Here is a 20,159-nt window from a genome sequence, read left to right on the forward strand (position 1 = left end):
CGCAGATCATACAGATCACGCAGATTTTTCACAATTCATTATTCAAAATCACTGTGCAACTGATCTTCCTGAATAAATGTCTGACTGTCTATAGACAGAGTATCATCACTACTGTCTGCCAGAATTTTGGAGTCCTGAACAAGCTTTCCATCCCCATTGTAGACTTTTAGTAAGATCCATTTTCCACTGCGTTCAAGTTCCCTTGCTCCGGCGTAATTTTTTATTCGGATTTTTCCGCTTTGGAGAAGGCCATCTTTTACGGAACATTTATTAACAGGCTTCCCTTTTACATACTGTACAATCTGCCCTGTGAAACTGTAGTTGTATTCGTCTTCATTTACAGGTTGGTTATACGTATACAAAATAGCTCCCTTATTGTCGTAGACTGTTGCATCGTAAGCATTTTGTTTAGTATTCAGTTTCTTTTCAAACTTCAGCTTATTTTCTTCAGAGTAGTTTTTTGTATTAACCAGAACACCGTCCTTGTATTGCATTTCGGTAAGCCCTTCGTAGGCTGTACCATTATAAGGCATGTCTTCCTTATACGTTAATGTAGATTTTAGTTTTCCATCCGGAGCATAATATTTAATCTCCTGCGTTAACCCATCCTTTAGAGTTTTTTCAGTAGTAAGTTTTCCTGCTTCGTCAAACTCCTTGTTAAGAATCTGTGAGCCTCCTTTATAAACATCTATGGCTGAAACATAACTATAATCATAACTCAACTGATAATCCTCACCATCCATAGGTTTATAAGTGTCGTTTTCTTTATCATACAGATACGTCAGGTTTGCTACAATCTTTCCGGTTTCATCATAAGTTGTTTTGGAACCATCTTTTTTACCTCTTTTCTGTTCCTGAAGAATTTTTCCGTTTTTAGAATAGATAACTCCTTCTTTAACGGTACCGTCGCTTTTATATTTTTCAATTTTTGAAACTCTCATCGGATTGTAGTAATAGTCTACCAGAGTTCCGTCGTTATTAGATTCAGAGCTAAGACTTCCAATAAACTTACCCTTTTCACCGTAGTATTTATTTACGTAGTTGCCATCTTTTCCGGTAATGGTCTCACTTCTGATCCCTTTGATATCTTCATCATAAATAATGGTTTGGGCAGGAGAGGAATTCTCATATATGGTAAGGGTATTATAGTAGTACTCATTTTCCGGATCTTTATAGCTGATCATTTTTCCGGAGAAAGTACCATCGGCCTTATAAACCATGTCTTCTATCAGTCTGCCTTTTGCATCATAAGATTGTGAGACTCCAACCTGTTTACCGTTAGCATAGTTTACCACACTCATCACTTTTCCTTCGGGGGTATACCATGTTACTTTACCTTCAAAAACTTCATTGCTTGGAGTGGTATCAGAAGCCAGGCCTTCCATTTGAAGCGTTCCGTTTTTATAAAAGTCTTTGATGAGAGTAAGCTTGCCTTTAGGAGTTGTTTCACGGTAGTATTCCATGTTTTCCTGGGTAGTCTTTTCCCAGTTTTCATCAAAATAAGTTTTCTCCTGTGCATATACGTTGATGCTGAGTACTAATGCAAGTAACGCTGACGTAAATAGTTTTTTCATGTTTTATATTAAGTTCTGATTTTAAATTTGGAGCATTTGCTTGGGATACCATAAAGAGAAGGTAAAAGCATTGATAAGGACAGCAGTTTAGCTGTCAGAAATAATTTTTTACATTAAGATTGTGTTTATATCATTTATATCCGAAGATTAAAAAAAATAAATGGTGTTTTTAAATTTAAGCCCCAAATATAAATCTATTTTATGAGATTGATAGAAAAAATGGACAGATTTGTTCACTTTTTCTTGTAAAAATATGATTCTTAATTTTTTAATATAAAGAAATAGATATTCAAGATGGAATAGAATTCGGGATCTTTTTCCAGCAGTCGCAGATACAATAAATTTTTATTAAATTTAGCCAATAGAAAAATCTAATATTTCATGATAGATAAAAGAGTAAAAAATGCAAAGGAAGCCATCGAAGGGATTAAAGATGGAATGACGCTGATGCTGGGCGGATTTGGACTTTGCGGAATCCCTGAAAATTCAATCAATGCCCTGGTGGAAAGTGATGTGAAAGATCTTACCTGTATATCGAACAATGCCGGAGTAGATGACTTTGGGCTGGGATTACTGCTTCATAAAAGACAGATCAAAAAGATGATCTCTTCTTATGTGGGAGAAAATGCTGAGTTTGAAAGACAGATGCTTTCAGGAGAACTTGAAGTTGAACTTACTCCACAGGGAACTTTAGCTGAAAAATGCAGGGCCGCTCAGGCAGGTATTCCGGCTTTCTATACACCGGCGGGATATGGAACTGAAGTAGCTGAAGGAAAAGAAGTAAAAGAGTTCAAAGGAAAGCCTCATATTCTGGAACATGCTTTTGATGCAGATTTTTCTATTGTAAAAGCCTGGAAAGGAGATTATGCAGGAAATCTTATTTTCAAAGGGTCTGCCAGAAACTTTAACCACCCGATGGCAGGGGCAGGAAAAATTACCATTGCTGAGGTAGAAGAATTGGTAGAACCGGGAGAATTAGATCCTAATGAGATTCATATTCCGGGTATTATGGTTCAGAGAATTTTCCAGGGTGAAAAATTCGAAAAGAGAATCGAGCAAAGAACGGTTAGAACCAGAGAATAATTTCTGAAGAATACAGTTATTGAGAATAAAAAAGCGCTGAAAATGTTCAGCGCTTTCTTTATGAAGTAACCTAACTCTTAAAAATATAGAGGTAAATCGTATTATTATTTTATGATTGTGGAATAGTGGTTTTCCTTTCTCCAATCTGCTGTCTCCACATGGCATAATAAAGCCCTTTTTCAGCAATAAGATGATCATGGGAACCTGTTTCTACAATTTGTCCGCGTTCCAATACATAGATTTTGTCTGCGTGCATTATCGTGCTTAATCGGTGGGCGATCAAAACCGTAATCTGTTCTCTTTCCTCTGAAATGTTTTTTATGGTAGAAGTAATTTCTTCCTCGGTAATGCTGTCTAAAGCAGAAGTAGCTTCATCAAAAATCAACAGATGAGGTTTTCTTAAAAGTGCTCTGGCAATGGCAATTCTTTGCTTTTCACCACCGCTTAATTTCAGCCCGCCTTCCCCAATAACGGTATCAATACCTTTTTCAGCTCTTTCCAGTAAGGCTGTACAGCTCGATTTCTGCAAAGCCATAGCAAGTTCCTGTTCAGTAGCTTTAGGGTTTACAAAGAGAAGATTTTCTTTGATCGTTCCCGCAAAAAGCTGAGTATCCTGGGTAACAAAACCAATCTGATTTCTCAGTTCATCAAAATCAAATTCCTTTCCGTTAATGCCATTATAAAAAATATTCCCTTCCTGAGGTCTGTAGAGCCCAACCAATAACTTTACCAGTGTGCTTTTGCCAGATCCGCTTGGTCCCACAAAAGCAATGGTTTCCCCATTTTTAACATCAAAAGAAATATTATTCAATGCTTTATACTGTGCCGACTGGTGTTTGAAAGAAACATGTTTGAATTCCAATTCTTCAATTTCACCAATTTGTTTCGGATGAAGAGGTTTTTCCTCCACTTCTTTTTTCATTAAACGGTCAAAATTCTGAAGGGAGGCTTCTGCTTCCCGGTAAGAGATAATAATGTTCCCGATCTCCTGCATAGGCCCGAAAATAAAGAACCCATAAAACATAAGGGAAAGATATTGTCCTGGCGTAACAATATTTTTAAAGATCAGGTACAAAAGCGTAAGGGTAATCATCTGTTGAAGAAAATTCACCATCGTTCCCTGGATAAAGCTTAAAGAACGGATGCTTTTTACCTTTCTGAGTTCAAGTCCCAGTATTTTATACGTATTGTTGTTCAGACGGATCACTTCCTGGTTCGTTAAGCCTAAACTCTTAACGATTTCTATATTTCTGAGGCTTTCTGTTGTACTTCCTGCTAATGCTGTGGTTTCTGAAACAATATTCTTCTGGATAACTTTGATTCTTTTACTCAATAAATTCGTGATAAAAGCAATCAGAAAAATCCCACAGATATACACCGGCATAATTGACCAATGCAGGCGTATTGCATACACTGAAACGAAAATAATACTTACCAGGATCCCAAAGAAAATATTAATGAAGTTGGTAATAAACTTAACCGAGTCTTCCCTTACTTTGGTTAAAATAGATAAAGTCTCGCCACTTCTTTGGTCTTCAAATTCCTGATAAGGCAGTGCCATTGAATGTTTCAACCCATCCGTAAAAATTTTTGCACCGAATTTTTGGGTAATAACGCTCACCACATAATCCTGAAAAGCTTTGGCAATTCTGCTCACCATCGCTGTTCCGATCAGTAAGCCCAGGAAATAGAAAGCTCCGTGATATACGGAGGTTCCGTAAAGGTATTCATCTATATTTCTGGGTAAAAGCTTTTCCTTGTCAAAGAAATTGGGATGGGTAACCAACTGATCCAGAATATTTCCTGTAATAGCAGGTGCAAATAAAGAGAAAACCTGGTTAATGGTAGCCAGCAGCAAAGAAATAATAATCAGCCATTGGTAAGGTTTAAGGTATCTTAAAAGTATTTTCATTCTAGTAAATAATGATGCAAAATTAATGATATTATTTTTACTAACGATGTTAATTATGAATGACAATGATCTGTTGTTGAGGAAGATTTGAACCCAGCCCCCGGAGAAAGATAGTTGTAAAGCCTATCAGTAATCATAGAGTAGCCTGTTATTTTTTCAACTAAAACACACTTCCGGCTTTTCTCTTCCAACGTCCAGCTTCGAAAGCCCTTTTGTATTCGGGTGAAAATAATTAAATTGCAGTCTAAGTTTTTATTATGCTTACAAAAGAACAAATTGCCAAAAGAATTTCAAAAGAACTGAGAGATCGTTATTATGTAAACCTGGGAATCGGAATTCCTACTTTGGTTGCCAACTATGTTCCGGAAGGAATTTCCGTAGAATTCCAGAGTGAAAACGGAGTCTTGGGAATGGGGCCTTTTCCTTTTGAAGGAGAGGAAGATGCAGATATCATCAATGCCGGAAAACAGACCATTACCATTTTAGATGGAGGTTCATTCTTCGATTCAGCTTTTAGTTTCGGGATGATCCGCGGACAGAAAGTGGATCTTACCATCCTTGGAGCAATGGAGGTTTCAGAGAACGGAGATATTGCCAACTGGAAAATTCCGGGAAAAATGGTGAAAGGAATGGGGGGAGCAATGGATCTGGTAGCTTCTGCAGAAAATATTATCGTTGCTATGATGCATGTAAACAAAGCCGGAGAGAGTAAAATCCTTAAAAAGTGTACCCTTCCGTTAACAGGTGTAAACTGTGTTAAAAAAGTAGTTACAGAATTAGCTGTACTGGAAGTTACTCCAAAAGGTTTTAAATTGCTGGAAAGAGCACCAGGTGTTTCGGTAGAAGACATTATCAAAGCAACGGAAGCAGACCTTATTATTGAAGGTGAAATTCCTGAAATGCAATTCTAAATACAATACAAACCTTGCCCACAGCAAGGTTTTTTATTGCATATAATATAAAATATCAAAATTATATTTCTTCTTCAAAAATATAGTCAATACGGAGAACGGAATGTTTATTTTTACTTATATTTCTCTTTGACTGTACAAAACTTAGATTTCAAAGCAAAATATTAAAAAAGGCTGTTTCATTGTGAAACAACCTTTTATATTCTATTTAATTTTAATTACCTATTCGCATCCTGTGCTCCGAAAACCTTCTGCAATATGCTTGTGGTTCTCATAGCCGGTGTATTTCTGATCCCGTTTTCCTTATCTGCCACCATTTTGAATACTCCGTTGATGGTTTCAGTAGTCACATATTCATTAAGGTCAGTGGTTACAGACTGTCCGGTAAATGTGTTATATTTTGAAATCAGATTCTTCCATACCGCATCAGCACCCACTTTTCCTAAAGAAGCTTTTACTTTTGGCTGGAAGGCAGTGAAGAGCTGGGACTGAGTTTTACTCTGTAAATAGTTTGTTGCTGCATTATTACTTCCCAACAGAATATTTTTAGCATCCGTTATTGTCATAGACGTAATCGCGTTGGTGAAAATAGGTGCGGCTTCTGTTACAGCGTCTTCTGCCGCTCTGTTCAATAATTTTACGCCTTCGTCAGCAAGACTGCCTAATCCTACAGAACGAAGTGTCATATCAACTTTTCTTAATTTTTCAGGCATTAAGATTTTTACGGCTTCGTTTTTCAAAAAACCATCCGTTAATGCCAGTTTTTTCACTCCATCCGTTACTCCGATGCTTAAAGCTTCCTTTAGTCCGGAAGAGATCTGGCTTGAAGTAAGATTCCCAACATTCAGAGGAGAGGTTTGGGTTGAAGCAGAGGTGAGAATTGTTGTGGTTGTCTTCGTGCCTGTTGTTGCAGTTGTGGAACCTTTAGTGGCCTGTGGATTGTTGAGGTCAATTCCTGTTTTGTCTTTAACTGTTGACTTTAAGATATCAAGCAGCTGTGCCTGTGTAGAAATTGAAAGGAATAATCCGGCTGCAATAAAAATGTTTTTTTTCATTGTGTTTTTTTTTACAAATTTAGATTTTTAATCTTTTAAGTGATCTAAGCTTATCAAAAAATAAACCATATTTTTTCTGGAGGTAGAAAAGAAAGATGGTATTTACTGATTTATGGGTTTGATAGTTAATTTATTTTAATGTTAAATAAGTTCTGTATCCTGATTTCAAAATATTGAGGAGCCTTTTAGTAGAAGCTTTATGATTTTTAGATAACTGAACAATGATTTTTCCTTATAATCTGGACTATTAAAAGTTTTGGAAAATAAGTATATTAGCTAAAACTTTTACCCCATCTAATGGTACGAACCTTTTTAGTATTTTTTATATTGCTTTCAAACCTAATGTTTGCCCAAAATCAATTGAATGTTATTCCTTACCCTCAGAAAGTCGAGTTTTTACAGGGAGAATTTGCAATCCCACATACTTTTGTATTAAGTAGTAGTCTGCCGAAAGAGGAGACAGAATATTTCAAAAAACGAATGGGTTCTCAGTTAGAATTTCAATATACTCAGAAAGGTGGTGACATCCACTTAACGAATTCTGTAATTCCTTCCGGAATAGATGCTGAACAGAAAAAAGAATATTATTCATTAGAAATTTCACCAAAGCAAATTCATATTAAGTCCTATACAAGGCAAGGATATTTTCTGGCGCTGCAAACTTTAATTCAGATTATTGATCAGTATAAGGATACTGAGAAAATTCCGATGATGAAAATTGAAGACCAGCCCAAGTTTACGTGGAGAGGAATGCATTTGGATGTCTGCCGTCATTTTTTCACGGTAGATGAGGTGAAACAATACATTGATTATCTTGCGATGTATAAACTGAACACTTTCCATTGGCATTTAACCGATGACCAGGGATGGAGAATTGAAATCAAAAAATATCCGAAGCTCACACAACTTGGTTCCAAACGTAAAGAATCTATGATTGGGGCCTATGTGGACAATACTTTCGATGGGAAACCGTATGGCCCTTATTTCTATACTCAGGAACAGATCAAAGATGTTGTGAAATATGCCAAGGAAAGACATATAACAGTAGTTCCGGAAATTGAAATGCCTGGTCATGCCCTGGCTGCTTTATCTGCATATCCGGAATTAGCCTGTACCAAAGGACCTTTTGAACCTGCTACCAAATGGGGTGTTTTTGATGATGTTTTCTGTCCTAAAGAAGAAACTTTTACATTTCTGGAGAATGTTTTGGATGAGGTGATGAAGTTGTTTCCGTCTCAGTATATTCATATCGGAGGTGACGAATGCCCTAAAACAAGATGGAAAGAATGTGCCCATTGCCAGGAATTGATTAAAAAGAATAATCTGAAGGATGAACATGGGCTGCAAAGCTATTTCATTCAAAGAATTGAAAAGTATATCAACAGCAAAGGAAGAAAAATTATTGGTTGGGATGAAATCCTGGAAGGCGGATTGGCTCCTAATGCTGCTGTAATGAGCTGGACAGGAGTAAACGGAGGAATTGAAGCAGCAAAAGCAAAACATTTTGCTGTGATGACACCGGGATCCTATTGCTATTTTGACCATTATCAGGGAGATCCACAGTCTGAACCTAATGCGTTTGGCGGATTTACCCCATTGGATAAAGTATATTCCTATAATCCTATCCCTGCAGAGTTAAACGCTGAACAGGCTCAGTATATTCTGGGTGTTCAGGCTAATCTATGGACTGAATATATCCTGGATTTCAAACAGGTACAATATATGATTTTCCCAAGGCTGATGGCGCTCTCCGAAGTGGGATGGGGAACTTCAGATCCTAAAAATTATAAAAATTTTGAAAACAGAGTGATCAGCCATTTCAAAATACTGGATAAAATGAACGTTAACTATGCAAAAAGCATTTACAATATTTTAGGAAAAGTAATTCCTTTAAATAATGGAATTGCCTACGAGCTTTCTACTTCACAAAACCCAAACGGGATCAGATATACACTGGACGGAAGTACTCCAACAATAAAATCTCAGGAGTATCAGGTTCCTGTTGCCATTCCGGGTTCTTTAACGGTTAAATCTGCTTATTTTGAAGACGGACAACTTAAAAGTGCTGTTTCGTCGCAAGAATTTACAGTATCAAAATCAACGGGAAAAACGATCACACTAGAGCAGCAGCCAAGTGAAAACTATTCTTTTGGTGGCGCTTTTACCTTGGTAGACGGTATTATCGGAAATGTGAAGAAGCTGGGTAAAACATGGTTAGGGTTTCAGGGGAAAGATGTAATCGCAACCATTGATTTTGGTAAGAAAACCGACTTTTCAGAAATCTATTTTAATACCCTGGAAAATAAAGGAAGCTGGATCCATCTTGCAAAATCTGCAAAAATTTATATTTCTGACGACAATAAAGAATTTAAAATTATCAAAGAAATAGGAAAAGAGGATATTCAAAATGCTAACGGAAAAATACAATTGAAGCTGGGGAAACAAAGTGCAAAATATCTGAAGGTCATGATTGAAAATGCAGGCATTATTCCGGCCGGAAATCCCGGTGCTGATTCAAAAGCATGGCTGTTTGTTGATGAAATTAGCGTCAATTAGCCTTACTCAATTTAACAAATGGAGGATACCATACTTTCTAACAACTTTCCTTATCACCAGAATCCGGTGAAAGATATATTATTTTTAGATGAAATGCTGTTAAAGATTTTAGACTTGTTAATACTATAATTTTGATATATAATGAACAATAACCGAAGAAGTTTTATCAAAAAACTGGGAATCGCAACTGCGGCATTGGCTGTAAATCCTTTGGATCTGATGGCAAAAGAATTACTTGAGAATAATATCGTTACAAATAAACCTATTGTTCTTTCAACCTGGAATTTCGGTATCAAAGCCAATGAAGAAGCGTGGACAATTCTTGGAAAAGGAGGTAAAGCACTGGATGCTGTTGAAAAAGGAGTCCGGCTGGTGGAATTGGATCCAAAAGAAAGAAGTGTAGGGTATGGCGGCCGGCCTGACAGAGATGGAAGGGTAACTTTAGATGCCTGCATCATGGATGATAACTATAATATTGGCTCAGTGGCGGGTCTGGAACATATTAAAAATCCCATTTCCGTAGCCAGGGCTGTAATGGAAAAAACACCCCATGTAATGCTGGTAGGAGACGGAGCATTACAGTTTGCTCTTTCTCAGGGTTTCAAAAAAGAAAATCTTCTTACCGAAGAATCTGAAAAAGAATGGAAAGAATGGCTTAAAACAAGCCAGTATAAGCCTATTGCCAATATTGAAAATCATGATACCATAGGAATGATCGCCCTGGATGCCCATGGAAACCTTTCCGGTGCCTGTACAACCAGTGGAATGGCTTTTAAAATGCATGGAAGAGTAGGAGATTCCCCTATTATCGGGGCAGGCTTATTTGTAGACAATGAAGTAGGAGCGGCTACAGCAACAGGACATGGGGAAGAAGTAATAAGAACAGTGGGAACCCATCTTGTGGTAGAATTAATGAGGCAGGGTAGAACACCACAACAAGCCTGCAAGGAAGCTGTAGACAGAATTGTAAAGATCAATCAGAGAAGAAATAAAAACCTGAAAGACATTCAGGTAGGCTTTATTGCCATCAATAAAAAAGGAGAATATGGCGCTTACTGTATTCAGGACGGATTTAACTTCGCAGTATACGACCAGAAAGGAAACCGCCTTGAAAAACCTGAATTTGCACTGAAATAATACACACAAAAGATAAACCGATAAATAGTATATGAAAAGAACGATTATCGCTTCCCTGTTTTTAATAATAGGATGTAAAGAAGAAAAGAAAGAAGCATTAGCTGCCCCGCAGGAACCTGAAGTGAAAGAAAATATAGTTCAGGAAACTAAGCCTCAGGTAAATGAAGCGGAAGAAGCGAAAAGATGGCTGGAAAAAAGTATCGGAGACTACTTCGCATCAGATCTTGATAACCTTGATAAGAACATGCAGAAAATGACAACCGGGGATTATTATGATTATAAGGAAGATGCTATGAACGTGGATATGGATGTAGACGGAAGTCTTACAGAAAAAGAATTCAATGATAAATGGAAAGGAAAATTTGATCCTAAAAAAGCAGGTATCGGCATTGGATTCTTAATCGCAGGTCAGGACTGGTCTAAAATAGAAGTAACAAAATGCCAGCTGATCTCTGAAAATGCAGGGAGCTACCTGTTTGATGTTGTGCTTACTGATAAACAACCAAAAGAAGTCTATCCAATTAAAGTAAAAGTAATTAAAGAAAACAGTTCCTTTTTAATTGCCGATGTCTTACAGGACGTTCCTGAATTAAATTAAAAGATAAAAACAATGTCAAAAATAGAAATAGCATGCTTTAACCCGGAATCGGCAATGATTGCTTTTGAAAACGGAGCAGACAGAATAGAATTATGTGCCGGATTAAGCGAAGGAGGAACAACTCCCGATTTTGAATATACAAAAGATTTAAGAGCTAAGATAAACATCCCCATCTTTGTCATGATCCGTCCGAGAGGTGGCGATTTTACCTATTCAGATGCTGAATTTGAACAGATGAAATCAGATTTGACTGCCTTAAAATCATTGAATATTGATGGTTTTGTATTCGGTATTCTGGATGAAAATGATGAGGTGAATATGGCACAAAATAAAGCTTTGGTAGAGCTGGCTTCACCACTTCCATGTACTTTCCACCGTGCCTTCGACAGGGCGAAAGGATTGGAAGAATCTTTGGAAAAAGTAATTGAATGCGGCTTTACAACCATTCTTACTTCGGGGCAGAAACCTAATGTATCTGAGGGAAAAGAAAACCTGAAAAAATTAGTAGCTCTTTCCAATGGAAGAATTGAAATTCTTGTAGGAGGCGGTCTGCGCTCCTCAAATATTGAGGATATCATAGAAGCTACAAAAGCCGGTTACTTCCATTCTTCAGCCATTACAGATGGAGGCTCCTTTGCAAACCCTGATGAGGTGGTAGCTTTGAAGAACAAATAATTACTAAATAACCAACTTATCATTCTGAGCGTAGCGAAGAATTTCAACACATTGTAGGAATTCTTCGTTCCTTGGAATGACAAAACTATTTAAGCACGGAATTCACAGAATTGTAAACAAAATTATTGATGCATAAAACTTTATTTTTTGCCTTCCTTCTCATTCAGAATGTTCTTTTTGCTCAATATTCGGAAAGAAGCCTCTCTTCTGAAAACTGGCAGTTCAAAAATTCAAAAGATAAAAACTGGTTGCCTGCCAAGGTCCCAGGGACGGTTCATCTTGACCTGATGGCTAACAAACTTATTCCGGATCCTTTCAAAGATGAAAATGAAAAACAGGTTCAATGGGTAGAAAATGAGGATTGGGATTATCAGACCAGTTTTGAAATTTCATTTAAAGAATTCGATTACGATAATATTGATCTTGTTTTTAATGGACTGGATACATTTTCAGAGATTTATCTTAATGGTAGATTACTGAAGAAAACAGATAATATGTTCAGAACATGGGAAATCCCTGTGAAAGAATATTTGAAGCAGGGGACCAATCTTTTACAGCTAAAATTTAAATCAGCGGTTAATGAAGGGACAAAACTCGCCAAAAAAATTCCGTTTACCATGCCTGAATCACCGCGAAGCTTTGTAAGAAAAGCACAGTATCAGTTTGGCTGGGATTGGGGTCCAAGACTGGTAACAGCAGGAATATGGAAAGACGTAAAGCTGGAGTTCTGGAGAAATGCAAAGGTTAAAAATATTCAGGTTCAACAAAAAGCTCTCTCTGATGCACAGGCTGAGGTATCATTCAATATGAGCATTTTTGCTGAGGAAGAAGGAGAATATTATACTTGGTTCAACTTAAACAGGGGAATGCACAAATTCCACCTCAATAAAGGATTTAATACCATTATACTTCCCTATAAAATTAAAGAGCCCAAGAAATGGCAGCCTAACGGAAGAGGAAACCCTGCTTTATATACAACAAAGATTTCCCTGTATAAAAAAGGGGGGCGGATTATTCGGGATATCAACGTAACGTATGGGTTAAGAGATATTGAACTTATTCAGGAGAAAGATGAAAAAGGAAAATCATTCTACTTTAAAGTTAATGGAAATCCTTTATACATTAAAGGAACTAACTGGATTCCCGCAGACAGTTTTTCTCCAAGAATTACCAAAGAAAAATATCAGAAACTGATTAAAGCTGCCAAAGAAGCTAATATGAATATGATCCGTATCTGGGGTGGCGGTATCTATGAAGATGAAGAATTCTATAGAGCCTGTGACGAAAACGGAATTTTAGTTTGGCAGGATTTTATGTTCGCCGGAAGTTTTTATCCTGCAGATAATGAGTTTCTGGATAATGTGAAGGAAGAAGTAAAAGACCAGATCAACAGGCTTCAAAATCACCCTTCCATTGCATTATGGTGCGGGAATAATGAAATTGATGAAGCTATTGTCAATTGGGGATATCAGAAGCAATTTAAATATTCAAAAGAAGATTCATTACAGGTTTGGAAAGATTATAAGAAGCTTTTTCATGAAGTTATACCCAATACGATGAAGCAAAACCTTACTCCGGACAGAAATCTGTATTGGCCAAGCTCTCCGTCAATAGGGTGGGGCCATAAAGAAAGCCTTACAGAAGGAGATTCTCATTACTGGGGTGTTTGGTGGGGTGAGCAGCCTTTTGAAATCTATAATGAAAAAACAGGCCGTTTTATGTCTGAATATGGATTCCAGGGAATGCCAACATTAGCAACAACAAAATCAATGTTCTCCGGAATTTCCGATCTGGATTTACAGAATCCAACCATTAAAGCTCATGAAAAACATGCAAGAGGCTGGGAAATCATCAATAAATATATGGAACGGGACTATAAAATCCCAAAAGGTTTTGTGAAATACAATTATGTTTCCCAATTGTTGCAGGCAAGAGGAATGAAGATCGCGATAGAAGCTCATCGTCGTGCCAAACCTTATAATATGGGAACATTGTATTGGCAGCTTAATGACTGCTGGCCGGTGGTTTCATGGTCGTCCATTGATTATTCAGGAAACTGGAAAGCATTTCACTATCAGTCAAAAAGAAGCTTTGAGCCAGTAATAGTTTCAGTTACAGAAAACAAAAAGGCTTATGAAATCTATCTGATTAGCGATGTATTGAAGGAAATAAAAGCGGATGTTAAATTTGAGCTTATTGATTTTGAAGGAAAACTTTTATGGAAATCCAATGTTATCAGGAACCTGAAGGCTGATGTAAGTGAAAATATTCTTAGCATCAACAAAACCGACTGGGCAAAATTTGATTTATCTAAAGCTGTTTTAAAAATAAGTTCAGGCAGTGAGGATGCAGAATTTGAAAAGCTTTTCTTTCCGGAAAGACCTAAAGATTTAAAGCTTTTAAAACCCAATATCACCGTTAAAAAAATATCACCGACAGAAATTGAGGTCTCAACAGATGTTTTGGCAAAAGACGTATATCTTATTGGAGATACCCATTTCAGTGATAACTTTTTTGATCTGTTACCAGGAACTTCAAAAAGAATTACTCTTTCCAGAACTTTGGATAAAGTTGAGGTAATGAGTTTGTTTGATACTTTTCAAGAATAAAATAACCAGACGATGCGAAATAGAAATCATAAGAATTCTTGATGGAAATGAATTTTAAAAACAGTTGGAGTGAGCTTTTCCTCAGAACATAAGCTGTGTATAATTTTTATTTTGAAGATTTCATTTCAGTAGAATAGGAGGCAATAAATGTAACTTATTATCAAAAAAAGAAATTTTTCTATTCTCACTTCAAAAATCAGCCGTAACTTTGCACCACATTATTTCTTTACAGTTATGGTAAATTTTGTTCTGATTGCAGTATGTATTATTGCAGGAATGGTATTCAAAGCAACAAAATCTATCCACCCGGATGCCCATAAGGGGATCAATACCTGGATTCTTTATCTTGCTCTGCCGGCAGTTTCATTCAAATATCTGCCTAAAGTACAATGGACAACGGAAATGCTTTTTCCGATTGCCGCTACTTTTCTAATCTCTGTATTCTGCTTCTTTTATGTCATGTTTTACAGTAAAAGCCGGGGATATTCAAGGCGTTCAAGAAGTACTCTCGAATTGGCAAGCGGTTACAGTAATACATCTTTCATTGGTTTTCCCCTCATTAGTGCTTTCTACGGTGAAGGTCTTCTGAGTATTGCAATTATATGTGACCAGACCATGTTTTTTGCTCTTTCAACATTAGGAATTATTGCTGCTGTGAAAGGAGGCAGCAAATCAGGAAAAGTAAGTGCTGCATTTATTTTTAAGCGCCTAATTACATTTCCTCCATTAATAGGGTGTATTTCTGCATTAGTAATATCTCAATTTATCGATTTGACCTTTGCAGAGCCTCTTTTTGATAAATTAGCTGCTACGGTAAGTCCATTGGCTTTATTTTCTGTCGGGCTACAGCTGAAGTTTAACGGCTGGAAAAAACTGATTCCTCAGATGTCTGCTTCCATGCTGTATAAACTGATCCTGGCGCCGGCAATTGTATTGGTAATGGCTTTGTTGTTGGGAATAAAAGGAGATGTAGCTAAAATTACAGTTTTTGAAGCGGCCATGCCAACATTAGTGACTTCAAGTATTATTGCAGAACAATTCAGACTGAATACAAAACTTACTAACCTGATTATTGGAGTTAGCATTATTGTAGGATTTTTAACCTCTGCCATGTGGTACGAGGTTACCCAGCTTCTTTTTTGATAAATAAAGGTGAACAAAAGTGTTCACCTCTGTATGTTATTTTATTTAGGTTCGTTGGGATTCCAGCCTCCGCCTACACATGAGACCTGATGGGCAAAATCATAAGTATTCACTCCATTGTTGAATTCGTAGTTAAATGTTTCTCCAGGGGCTAACAAATAGGCTGCACTTGTAATCGTTAGTCTGAAGTTTCCTTTTTTTATTTCAGTATATTTTCCGCAAGGGATGAAACTCTCCAATTGACAAGCAGTATCTAATGTAGCCCATGTTTCTCCCTTAGGAATAATAACAATTGCCCAGGGATTAGGTACGGATAAATAATTACCATTTTCATTTTTCTGTTTCAAAGTCAACTTAAATTGAATATCATATGGAGCAGGCTGGGAAATATGTAATTGAACATTCCTGTTATCAACTAAAGAATTATAACAAACAGGAAGTATAGGATCCATACTTAAAGTTACAATGGTATTATTTGAAGCTGTTTTCTGTACAGTTTTTTTTGATGATGTTAAACTGGAATGATTTTCTAAAGAAACATCTTCAGCCACTTCATGATGACATGATGTAATCATTAGTGAAAATGATAGTAGTAATACTAGTTTTTTCATGGAATTAAATTTTTTCACTAAGTAAAGAAAAAATATAAAATAATCCAAGATTGAGAAAGAACAAGTATGAAATAAGATATAATTTTGCAGTTTTCTCCAGAAACATCTAATTTTACACTTTAAATATTTCCCTTGCAATACGCTCAAATTGTTTTACCACTGAATTTAAAAGGATCTTTTACATATAAGGTTCCGGAAGAACTGATGTCTGAAATTCAGCCCGGAATGCGGGTTTTGGTACCATTTGGCGGGAAAAAGATCTATACAGGAATTGTTTTTGAACTTCATGATAATACTCCGGATAACTTTGTAGCAAAGGAGATTATTAGTATTTTGGATGAAAAACCAATACTTCCTGACGAGCAGATTCGTTTCTGGAACTGGCTTTCCGATTATTACCTGTGTAATCTCGGAGAAATTTACAGGCTTGCTTTTCCATCTTCCTTAAAGTTGGAAAGTGAAACCTATTTAAAACTGAAGCCTGATGTAGTTGTTGACTTTGAGAATCTTGATGTTAACGAAATGTACCTGATCCAGGCATTGGAAGTAAGGCAGCTTGTCAATCTTACAGACATTGAAGCTTTTATTCCGAAGAAAGAGATTATTAAAACCATCAATTCACTCATCGATCTGCAATATATTGAGATAGATGAGAAAATTGCGGAAAAATATAAAGCTAAGGAAGTTGCCTATGTAAAAATTAATGATGAGGTTTTAAGCAATCAGAATCTTACAGAAATTCTTTTAAAATTAAATAAAGCTCCTAAGCAAAAAGATCTGTTCCTCCTTATTCTGGAAAAGCAGACAGAAAAGCCTGATCTTTATATCAAAAAATCTGAACTGTTTGAAGACGGTTATTTTGGAAGTTCCCATTTCAAGGCATTGGCAGAAAAAGGTCTTGTTGAGGAATATTATATGCAGAAAGACAGACTTGAAAGTTATGAAGGCGAAATTGAGGAGATCGAAGAACTTTCCGAAGAACAGAAAATTGCAAAGTCTGAGATCGATGAAGCTTTTGAAAAAGGAAAAAACGTTCTGCTTCACGGGGTAACATCATCCGGAAAGACCCATATTTATCTGGAAAAAATTGAGGAATGCATCCAGGAAGGAAAGAATGTCCTGTTTCTGCTTCCTGAAATTTCATTAACCAAACAGATTACCCAAAGGCTGGAAAAAAAATATGGCAGGCAATTAGGCTTTTATCATCAGAAACTGACTGATTTTGAAAGAGTAGAAGTTTGGCGGAGAATTAAGCAGAATGATATCCGTATTCTTATAGGAACCAGAAATGCACTGTTTTTACCCTATCAGAACCTGGGGCTGCTGGTAGTGGATGAAGAACATGATTCTGCATATAAACCAAGAGAAGTCTCCCCTTATTTTAATGCGAAAGATGCCGCTCTGGTTTTAGGTGGTTTATATAATGCAGGAGTGATTCTGGGATCTGCAACACCTTCTGTTGAAAGCTATTACAGGGCCAGAAAAGATAAGATGAAATACATTTTCCTGAATGAAAGGTTCGGGAATGTGGATCTGCCTGAATATGAGTTGATTAATTTTAAAGAAGCTCAGGAGTCTAAAAATGTATCCGGAAATTTTTCTACTAGGCTTATTGATGCTATCAGGCATACGATTGACGAAAAGAACCAGGTTATCGTTCTTCATAACAGGCGCGGGTATGCCAATGTAGTTGAGTGTGAAACCTGCGGTTATGTGAATTACTGTTCTAATTGTGATGTGGTAATGACCTACCATAAGGCAGCCAATGAAATGAAATGCCACTACTGCGGGCAAAGAGCTTCAAAGCCCAGAACCTGCCCGAAATGTAATTCTGAAAACCTTAACGAAAGGGGAGTAGGAGTAGAGCAGATTCACGAGGAGGTCTCCAAACTGTTTCCTGAAAATGAGGTAGACAGAATGGATGTAGACTCTATGCGTAAGAAATTTGCCTACGAAAAACTGTATGAGAAGATTGAAGAGGGCGAAACCGATATTGTAGTAGGAACACAGATGATTTCCAAAGGCCTTGATTTTGACCATATAGAATTGGTTGCTATTCCCAAAGCCGATTCCTTATTATATGTACAGGATTTCAGAGCTGAAGAACGTGCTTACCAGTTGATTACACAGGTTTCCGGGAGAGCGGGAAGAGTTTCCGGAAAAGGGAAAATACTGATTCAGACTTATAATCCCGATCATTCCGTCTTTCAGCTGATTAAAATGAATAATCCTGCGAAGATCTATAAATATATCCTTACAGAGCGCCAGAAGTTCCATTATCCTCCGTTTACCAAGCTGATTATGATAGAGCTGAAACACAGGAGGGAAGATAAGGCAGATCGTGCCTCGCAGTTTCTGGGGTCTATCCTGAGGAAATACCTCCCTGAAGAATGCGTTCTGGGCCCGGAAAAAGCTCAGATTGCAAGGTTGAATAATTTATATCAGTTCCAGATTTTACTGAAATTACCCCGTGGTAAAAACTACGAAAAGTTTAAAAACATGGTTTTAATAAGTTTGAAAGAATTTGACGAAATTACTGCTTATCAAAGCATTAAAAAAGATGTTTTTGTGGATTTTTAACAATTTTTAACAAACTTTACACTCTTTTATAAGACGTTGGTAACCCGTTTTATAACAATAATTTCTACTTTTGGTCGTTGATTAAGTGTTTGGCTTTTTTATTGAATGATTTAACTTATCATTTTCTACAGGCTCAAACTATAGAAACAAAAAAAGGATAGATGGTAAATTTCAGAAAATATATTTCAAGTGCAGCGGTGTTGGCTTCCGGTCTTTTCCTGGCTCAGTCTACCGTTTCTACTGTTCTTTACTCTCAGAATTACGACAATCAGAAAAACAGCTTAAACCTTCCGTCGCCCGTAAGTTCGATGGTGGAGAAAAGCGTTTTGTCGGCTAAAGAACTTGTAGACATTAATGTAAACACAATGATGGCGGATCCTGTGCTGAAAAATGCAAACTGGGGATTCGTAGTGTATGATCCGAAAACGAAAAAAGTAATTTCTTCGTATAATGAAAATTCTCCGTTGGTCCCGGCTTCTACTACGAAATTGCTGACCACGGAAACAGCATTAAACCTTTTAGGGGAGAACTACCGCTGGATTACGCAGCTGGAATATGCAGGAACGGTAGATGAAAACGGAACGTTAAACGGAAACCTTTATGTAGTGGGAAGTGGAGATCCATCGTTAGGAACAAACAAAGCAGGAGCGGGATCTTACAGAGACATTATTTCAGATTTCATAGGTGGGCTTTCTCGTGAGGGGATCAGAAAGGTAAATGGTGATATTATCATTCAGACAGCGCTTTTCAAAGGCAATATTGCAATGCTTCCGGAAAATGTTGTATGGCTGGAAAACAATAATTACTATCTGCCTGCAGGAACTACACGAGCGATTAATCCGGCTAATGAGAAGCTGATCGTAAAGAAATCCGGTTTCTCTACAGAAAAGAAATTTTTCTATGTTTCTCCTTATGCTCATCAGATGGTATATGCAGAAAAGTATGATGGAGATGGTGTTTTAACAACAAAACTTCCTGATGCACCAGCTTATCTGGCCAATTCTTTCAGAACTACCCTGGTGAAAAGCGGAATTCCTGTTACCGGAAAAGTTGTCTCAAAAATGACCGATCCTGCTCCGGAGAACAGAAAAATGATTTCTGCTTACAAATCGCCGACCCTGGCTGATATTGTATACTATACCAATCAGCACAGTGATAACTCTTTGGCAGAAGCTTTATTAAGAACAGTAGGATTCCAGAAATTGGGAGACCAGACTTCAGAATCAGGAAGAATTGTAGTGACGGAGCACTTGAAGAATGCCGGTTTTGATATGATGGGGCTTACTTACATGGATGGAAGCGGACTTTCAAGAAGCAATAACGTAACCCCAATTTCTCAGGTGAAATTTTTAACTTCCTTAATGGATGAAAAATATTACAGATCTTATTTAACGTCTCTACCTGTTGGCGGACAGTCCGGAACTTTGAAAAGAATGTTCCTTGGTACCGGAAACGGTCAGGTTTTTGCAAAAACAGGAACTTTAAATAAAGTAAAAACCCTTGCAGGTTATCTGAAAACAAATTCCGGTAAAACCTTAGTCTTCTCTCTGATGGTGAATAACTATTCAGGATCAGTAGATATGGTGAAGAAAAGAATGGAAAAGATTCTTGAACCGGCATTGGACCTGTAAAAACAGTTTATTTTATATATTATAAAAACCTTTTAATCAATGATTAAGAGGTTTTTTTTATATTTGAATACTATAATACTCCTA

General features: G+C 37.0%; 14 protein-coding genes. 10 read left to right on the forward strand and 4 right to left on the reverse strand.

Annotated features, from left to right (window positions below):
- Positions 1 to 38: 38 nt before the first annotated feature.
- A complete protein-coding gene (locus EG339_RS13765) occupies positions 39 to 1,574 on the reverse strand; it encodes a toxin-antitoxin system YwqK family antitoxin (RefSeq protein WP_123870554.1) in 1,536 nt (511 codons plus the stop codon).
- Positions 1,575 to 1,955: 381 nt separating this feature from the next.
- Here EG339_RS13765 and EG339_RS13770 point away from each other — a divergent pair, with 381 nt between their 5' ends.
- Positions 1,956 to 2,657, forward strand: coding sequence for a CoA transferase subunit A (locus tag EG339_RS13770; protein WP_123870555.1), 702 nt, complete (start codon positions 1,956 to 1,958; stop codon positions 2,655 to 2,657).
- A 109-nt stretch (positions 2,658 to 2,766) separates the two neighbouring features.
- Here EG339_RS13770 and EG339_RS13775 read toward each other — a convergent pair whose 3' ends face one another.
- The gene (locus tag EG339_RS13775; RefSeq protein ID WP_123870556.1) at positions 2,767 to 4,569 is read right to left on the reverse strand and encodes an ABC transporter ATP-binding protein; all 1,803 of its coding nucleotides are present in this window, start codon (positions 4,567 to 4,569) and stop codon (positions 2,767 to 2,769) included.
- A gap of 257 nt (positions 4,570 to 4,826) precedes the next feature.
- Between EG339_RS13775 and EG339_RS13780 the strand changes: the two genes are divergently transcribed.
- On the forward strand, positions 4,827 to 5,480 hold the full coding sequence (locus tag EG339_RS13780) for a CoA transferase subunit B (protein ID WP_066695789.1): 654 nt from the start codon (positions 4,827 to 4,829) through the stop codon (positions 5,478 to 5,480).
- Between the two features lie 218 nt (positions 5,481 to 5,698).
- Here EG339_RS13780 and EG339_RS13785 read toward each other — a convergent pair whose 3' ends face one another.
- Positions 5,699 to 6,535, reverse strand: coding sequence for a DUF4197 domain-containing protein (locus EG339_RS13785; protein WP_123870557.1), 837 nt, complete (start codon positions 6,533 to 6,535; stop codon positions 5,699 to 5,701).
- Positions 6,536 to 6,832: 297 nt separating this feature from the next.
- Here EG339_RS13785 and EG339_RS13790 point away from each other — a divergent pair, with 297 nt between their 5' ends.
- From EG339_RS13790 to EG339_RS13815, 6 genes are all read left to right on the forward strand, one after another.
- Positions 6,833 to 9,091, forward strand: a complete 2,259-nt coding sequence (locus tag EG339_RS13790; RefSeq protein WP_123870558.1) for a glycoside hydrolase family 20 protein — start codon at positions 6,833 to 6,835, stop codon at positions 9,089 to 9,091.
- Between the two features lie 141 nt (positions 9,092 to 9,232).
- Entirely contained in the window at positions 9,233 to 10,228 is a 996-nt protein-coding gene (locus tag EG339_RS13795) for an isoaspartyl peptidase/L-asparaginase family protein (protein ID WP_123870559.1), read from the forward strand.
- 31 nt (positions 10,229 to 10,259) lie between these two features.
- Complete coding sequence (locus EG339_RS13800) at positions 10,260 to 10,826, forward strand: hypothetical protein (protein WP_123870560.1); 567 nt, start codon at positions 10,260 to 10,262, stop codon at positions 10,824 to 10,826.
- Between the two features lie 12 nt (positions 10,827 to 10,838).
- Positions 10,839 to 11,501 (forward strand): copper homeostasis protein CutC, encoded by a 663-nt coding sequence (locus tag EG339_RS13805; protein ID WP_123870561.1) that lies wholly within the window; start codon positions 10,839 to 10,841, stop codon positions 11,499 to 11,501.
- A gap of 128 nt (positions 11,502 to 11,629) precedes the next feature.
- A complete protein-coding gene (locus EG339_RS13810; protein WP_123870562.1) occupies positions 11,630 to 14,110 on the forward strand; it encodes a beta-mannosidase in 2,481 nt (826 codons plus the stop codon).
- A 234-nt stretch (positions 14,111 to 14,344) separates the two neighbouring features.
- A complete protein-coding gene (locus tag EG339_RS13815; RefSeq protein ID WP_123870563.1) occupies positions 14,345 to 15,253 on the forward strand; it encodes an AEC family transporter in 909 nt (302 codons plus the stop codon).
- Positions 15,254 to 15,294: 41 nt separating this feature from the next.
- Here EG339_RS13815 and EG339_RS13820 read toward each other — a convergent pair whose 3' ends face one another.
- On the reverse strand, positions 15,295 to 15,864 hold the full coding sequence (locus EG339_RS13820; RefSeq protein WP_123870564.1) for a hypothetical protein: 570 nt from the start codon (positions 15,862 to 15,864) through the stop codon (positions 15,295 to 15,297).
- A gap of 132 nt (positions 15,865 to 15,996) precedes the next feature.
- Here EG339_RS13820 and priA point away from each other — a divergent pair, with 132 nt between their 5' ends.
- Complete coding sequence (gene priA / locus EG339_RS13825; RefSeq protein WP_123870565.1) at positions 15,997 to 18,444, forward strand: replication restart helicase PriA; 2,448 nt, start codon at positions 15,997 to 15,999, stop codon at positions 18,442 to 18,444.
- A 161-nt stretch (positions 18,445 to 18,605) separates the two neighbouring features.
- Complete coding sequence (gene dacB / locus EG339_RS13830; RefSeq protein ID WP_123870566.1) at positions 18,606 to 20,075, forward strand: D-alanyl-D-alanine carboxypeptidase/D-alanyl-D-alanine endopeptidase; 1,470 nt, start codon at positions 18,606 to 18,608, stop codon at positions 20,073 to 20,075.
- Positions 20,076 to 20,159 lie beyond the last annotated feature (84 nt).

The organism is Chryseobacterium bernardetii (assembly GCF_003815975.1).
Lineage (GTDB): Bacteria > Bacteroidota > Bacteroidia > Flavobacteriales > Weeksellaceae > Chryseobacterium > Chryseobacterium bernardetii.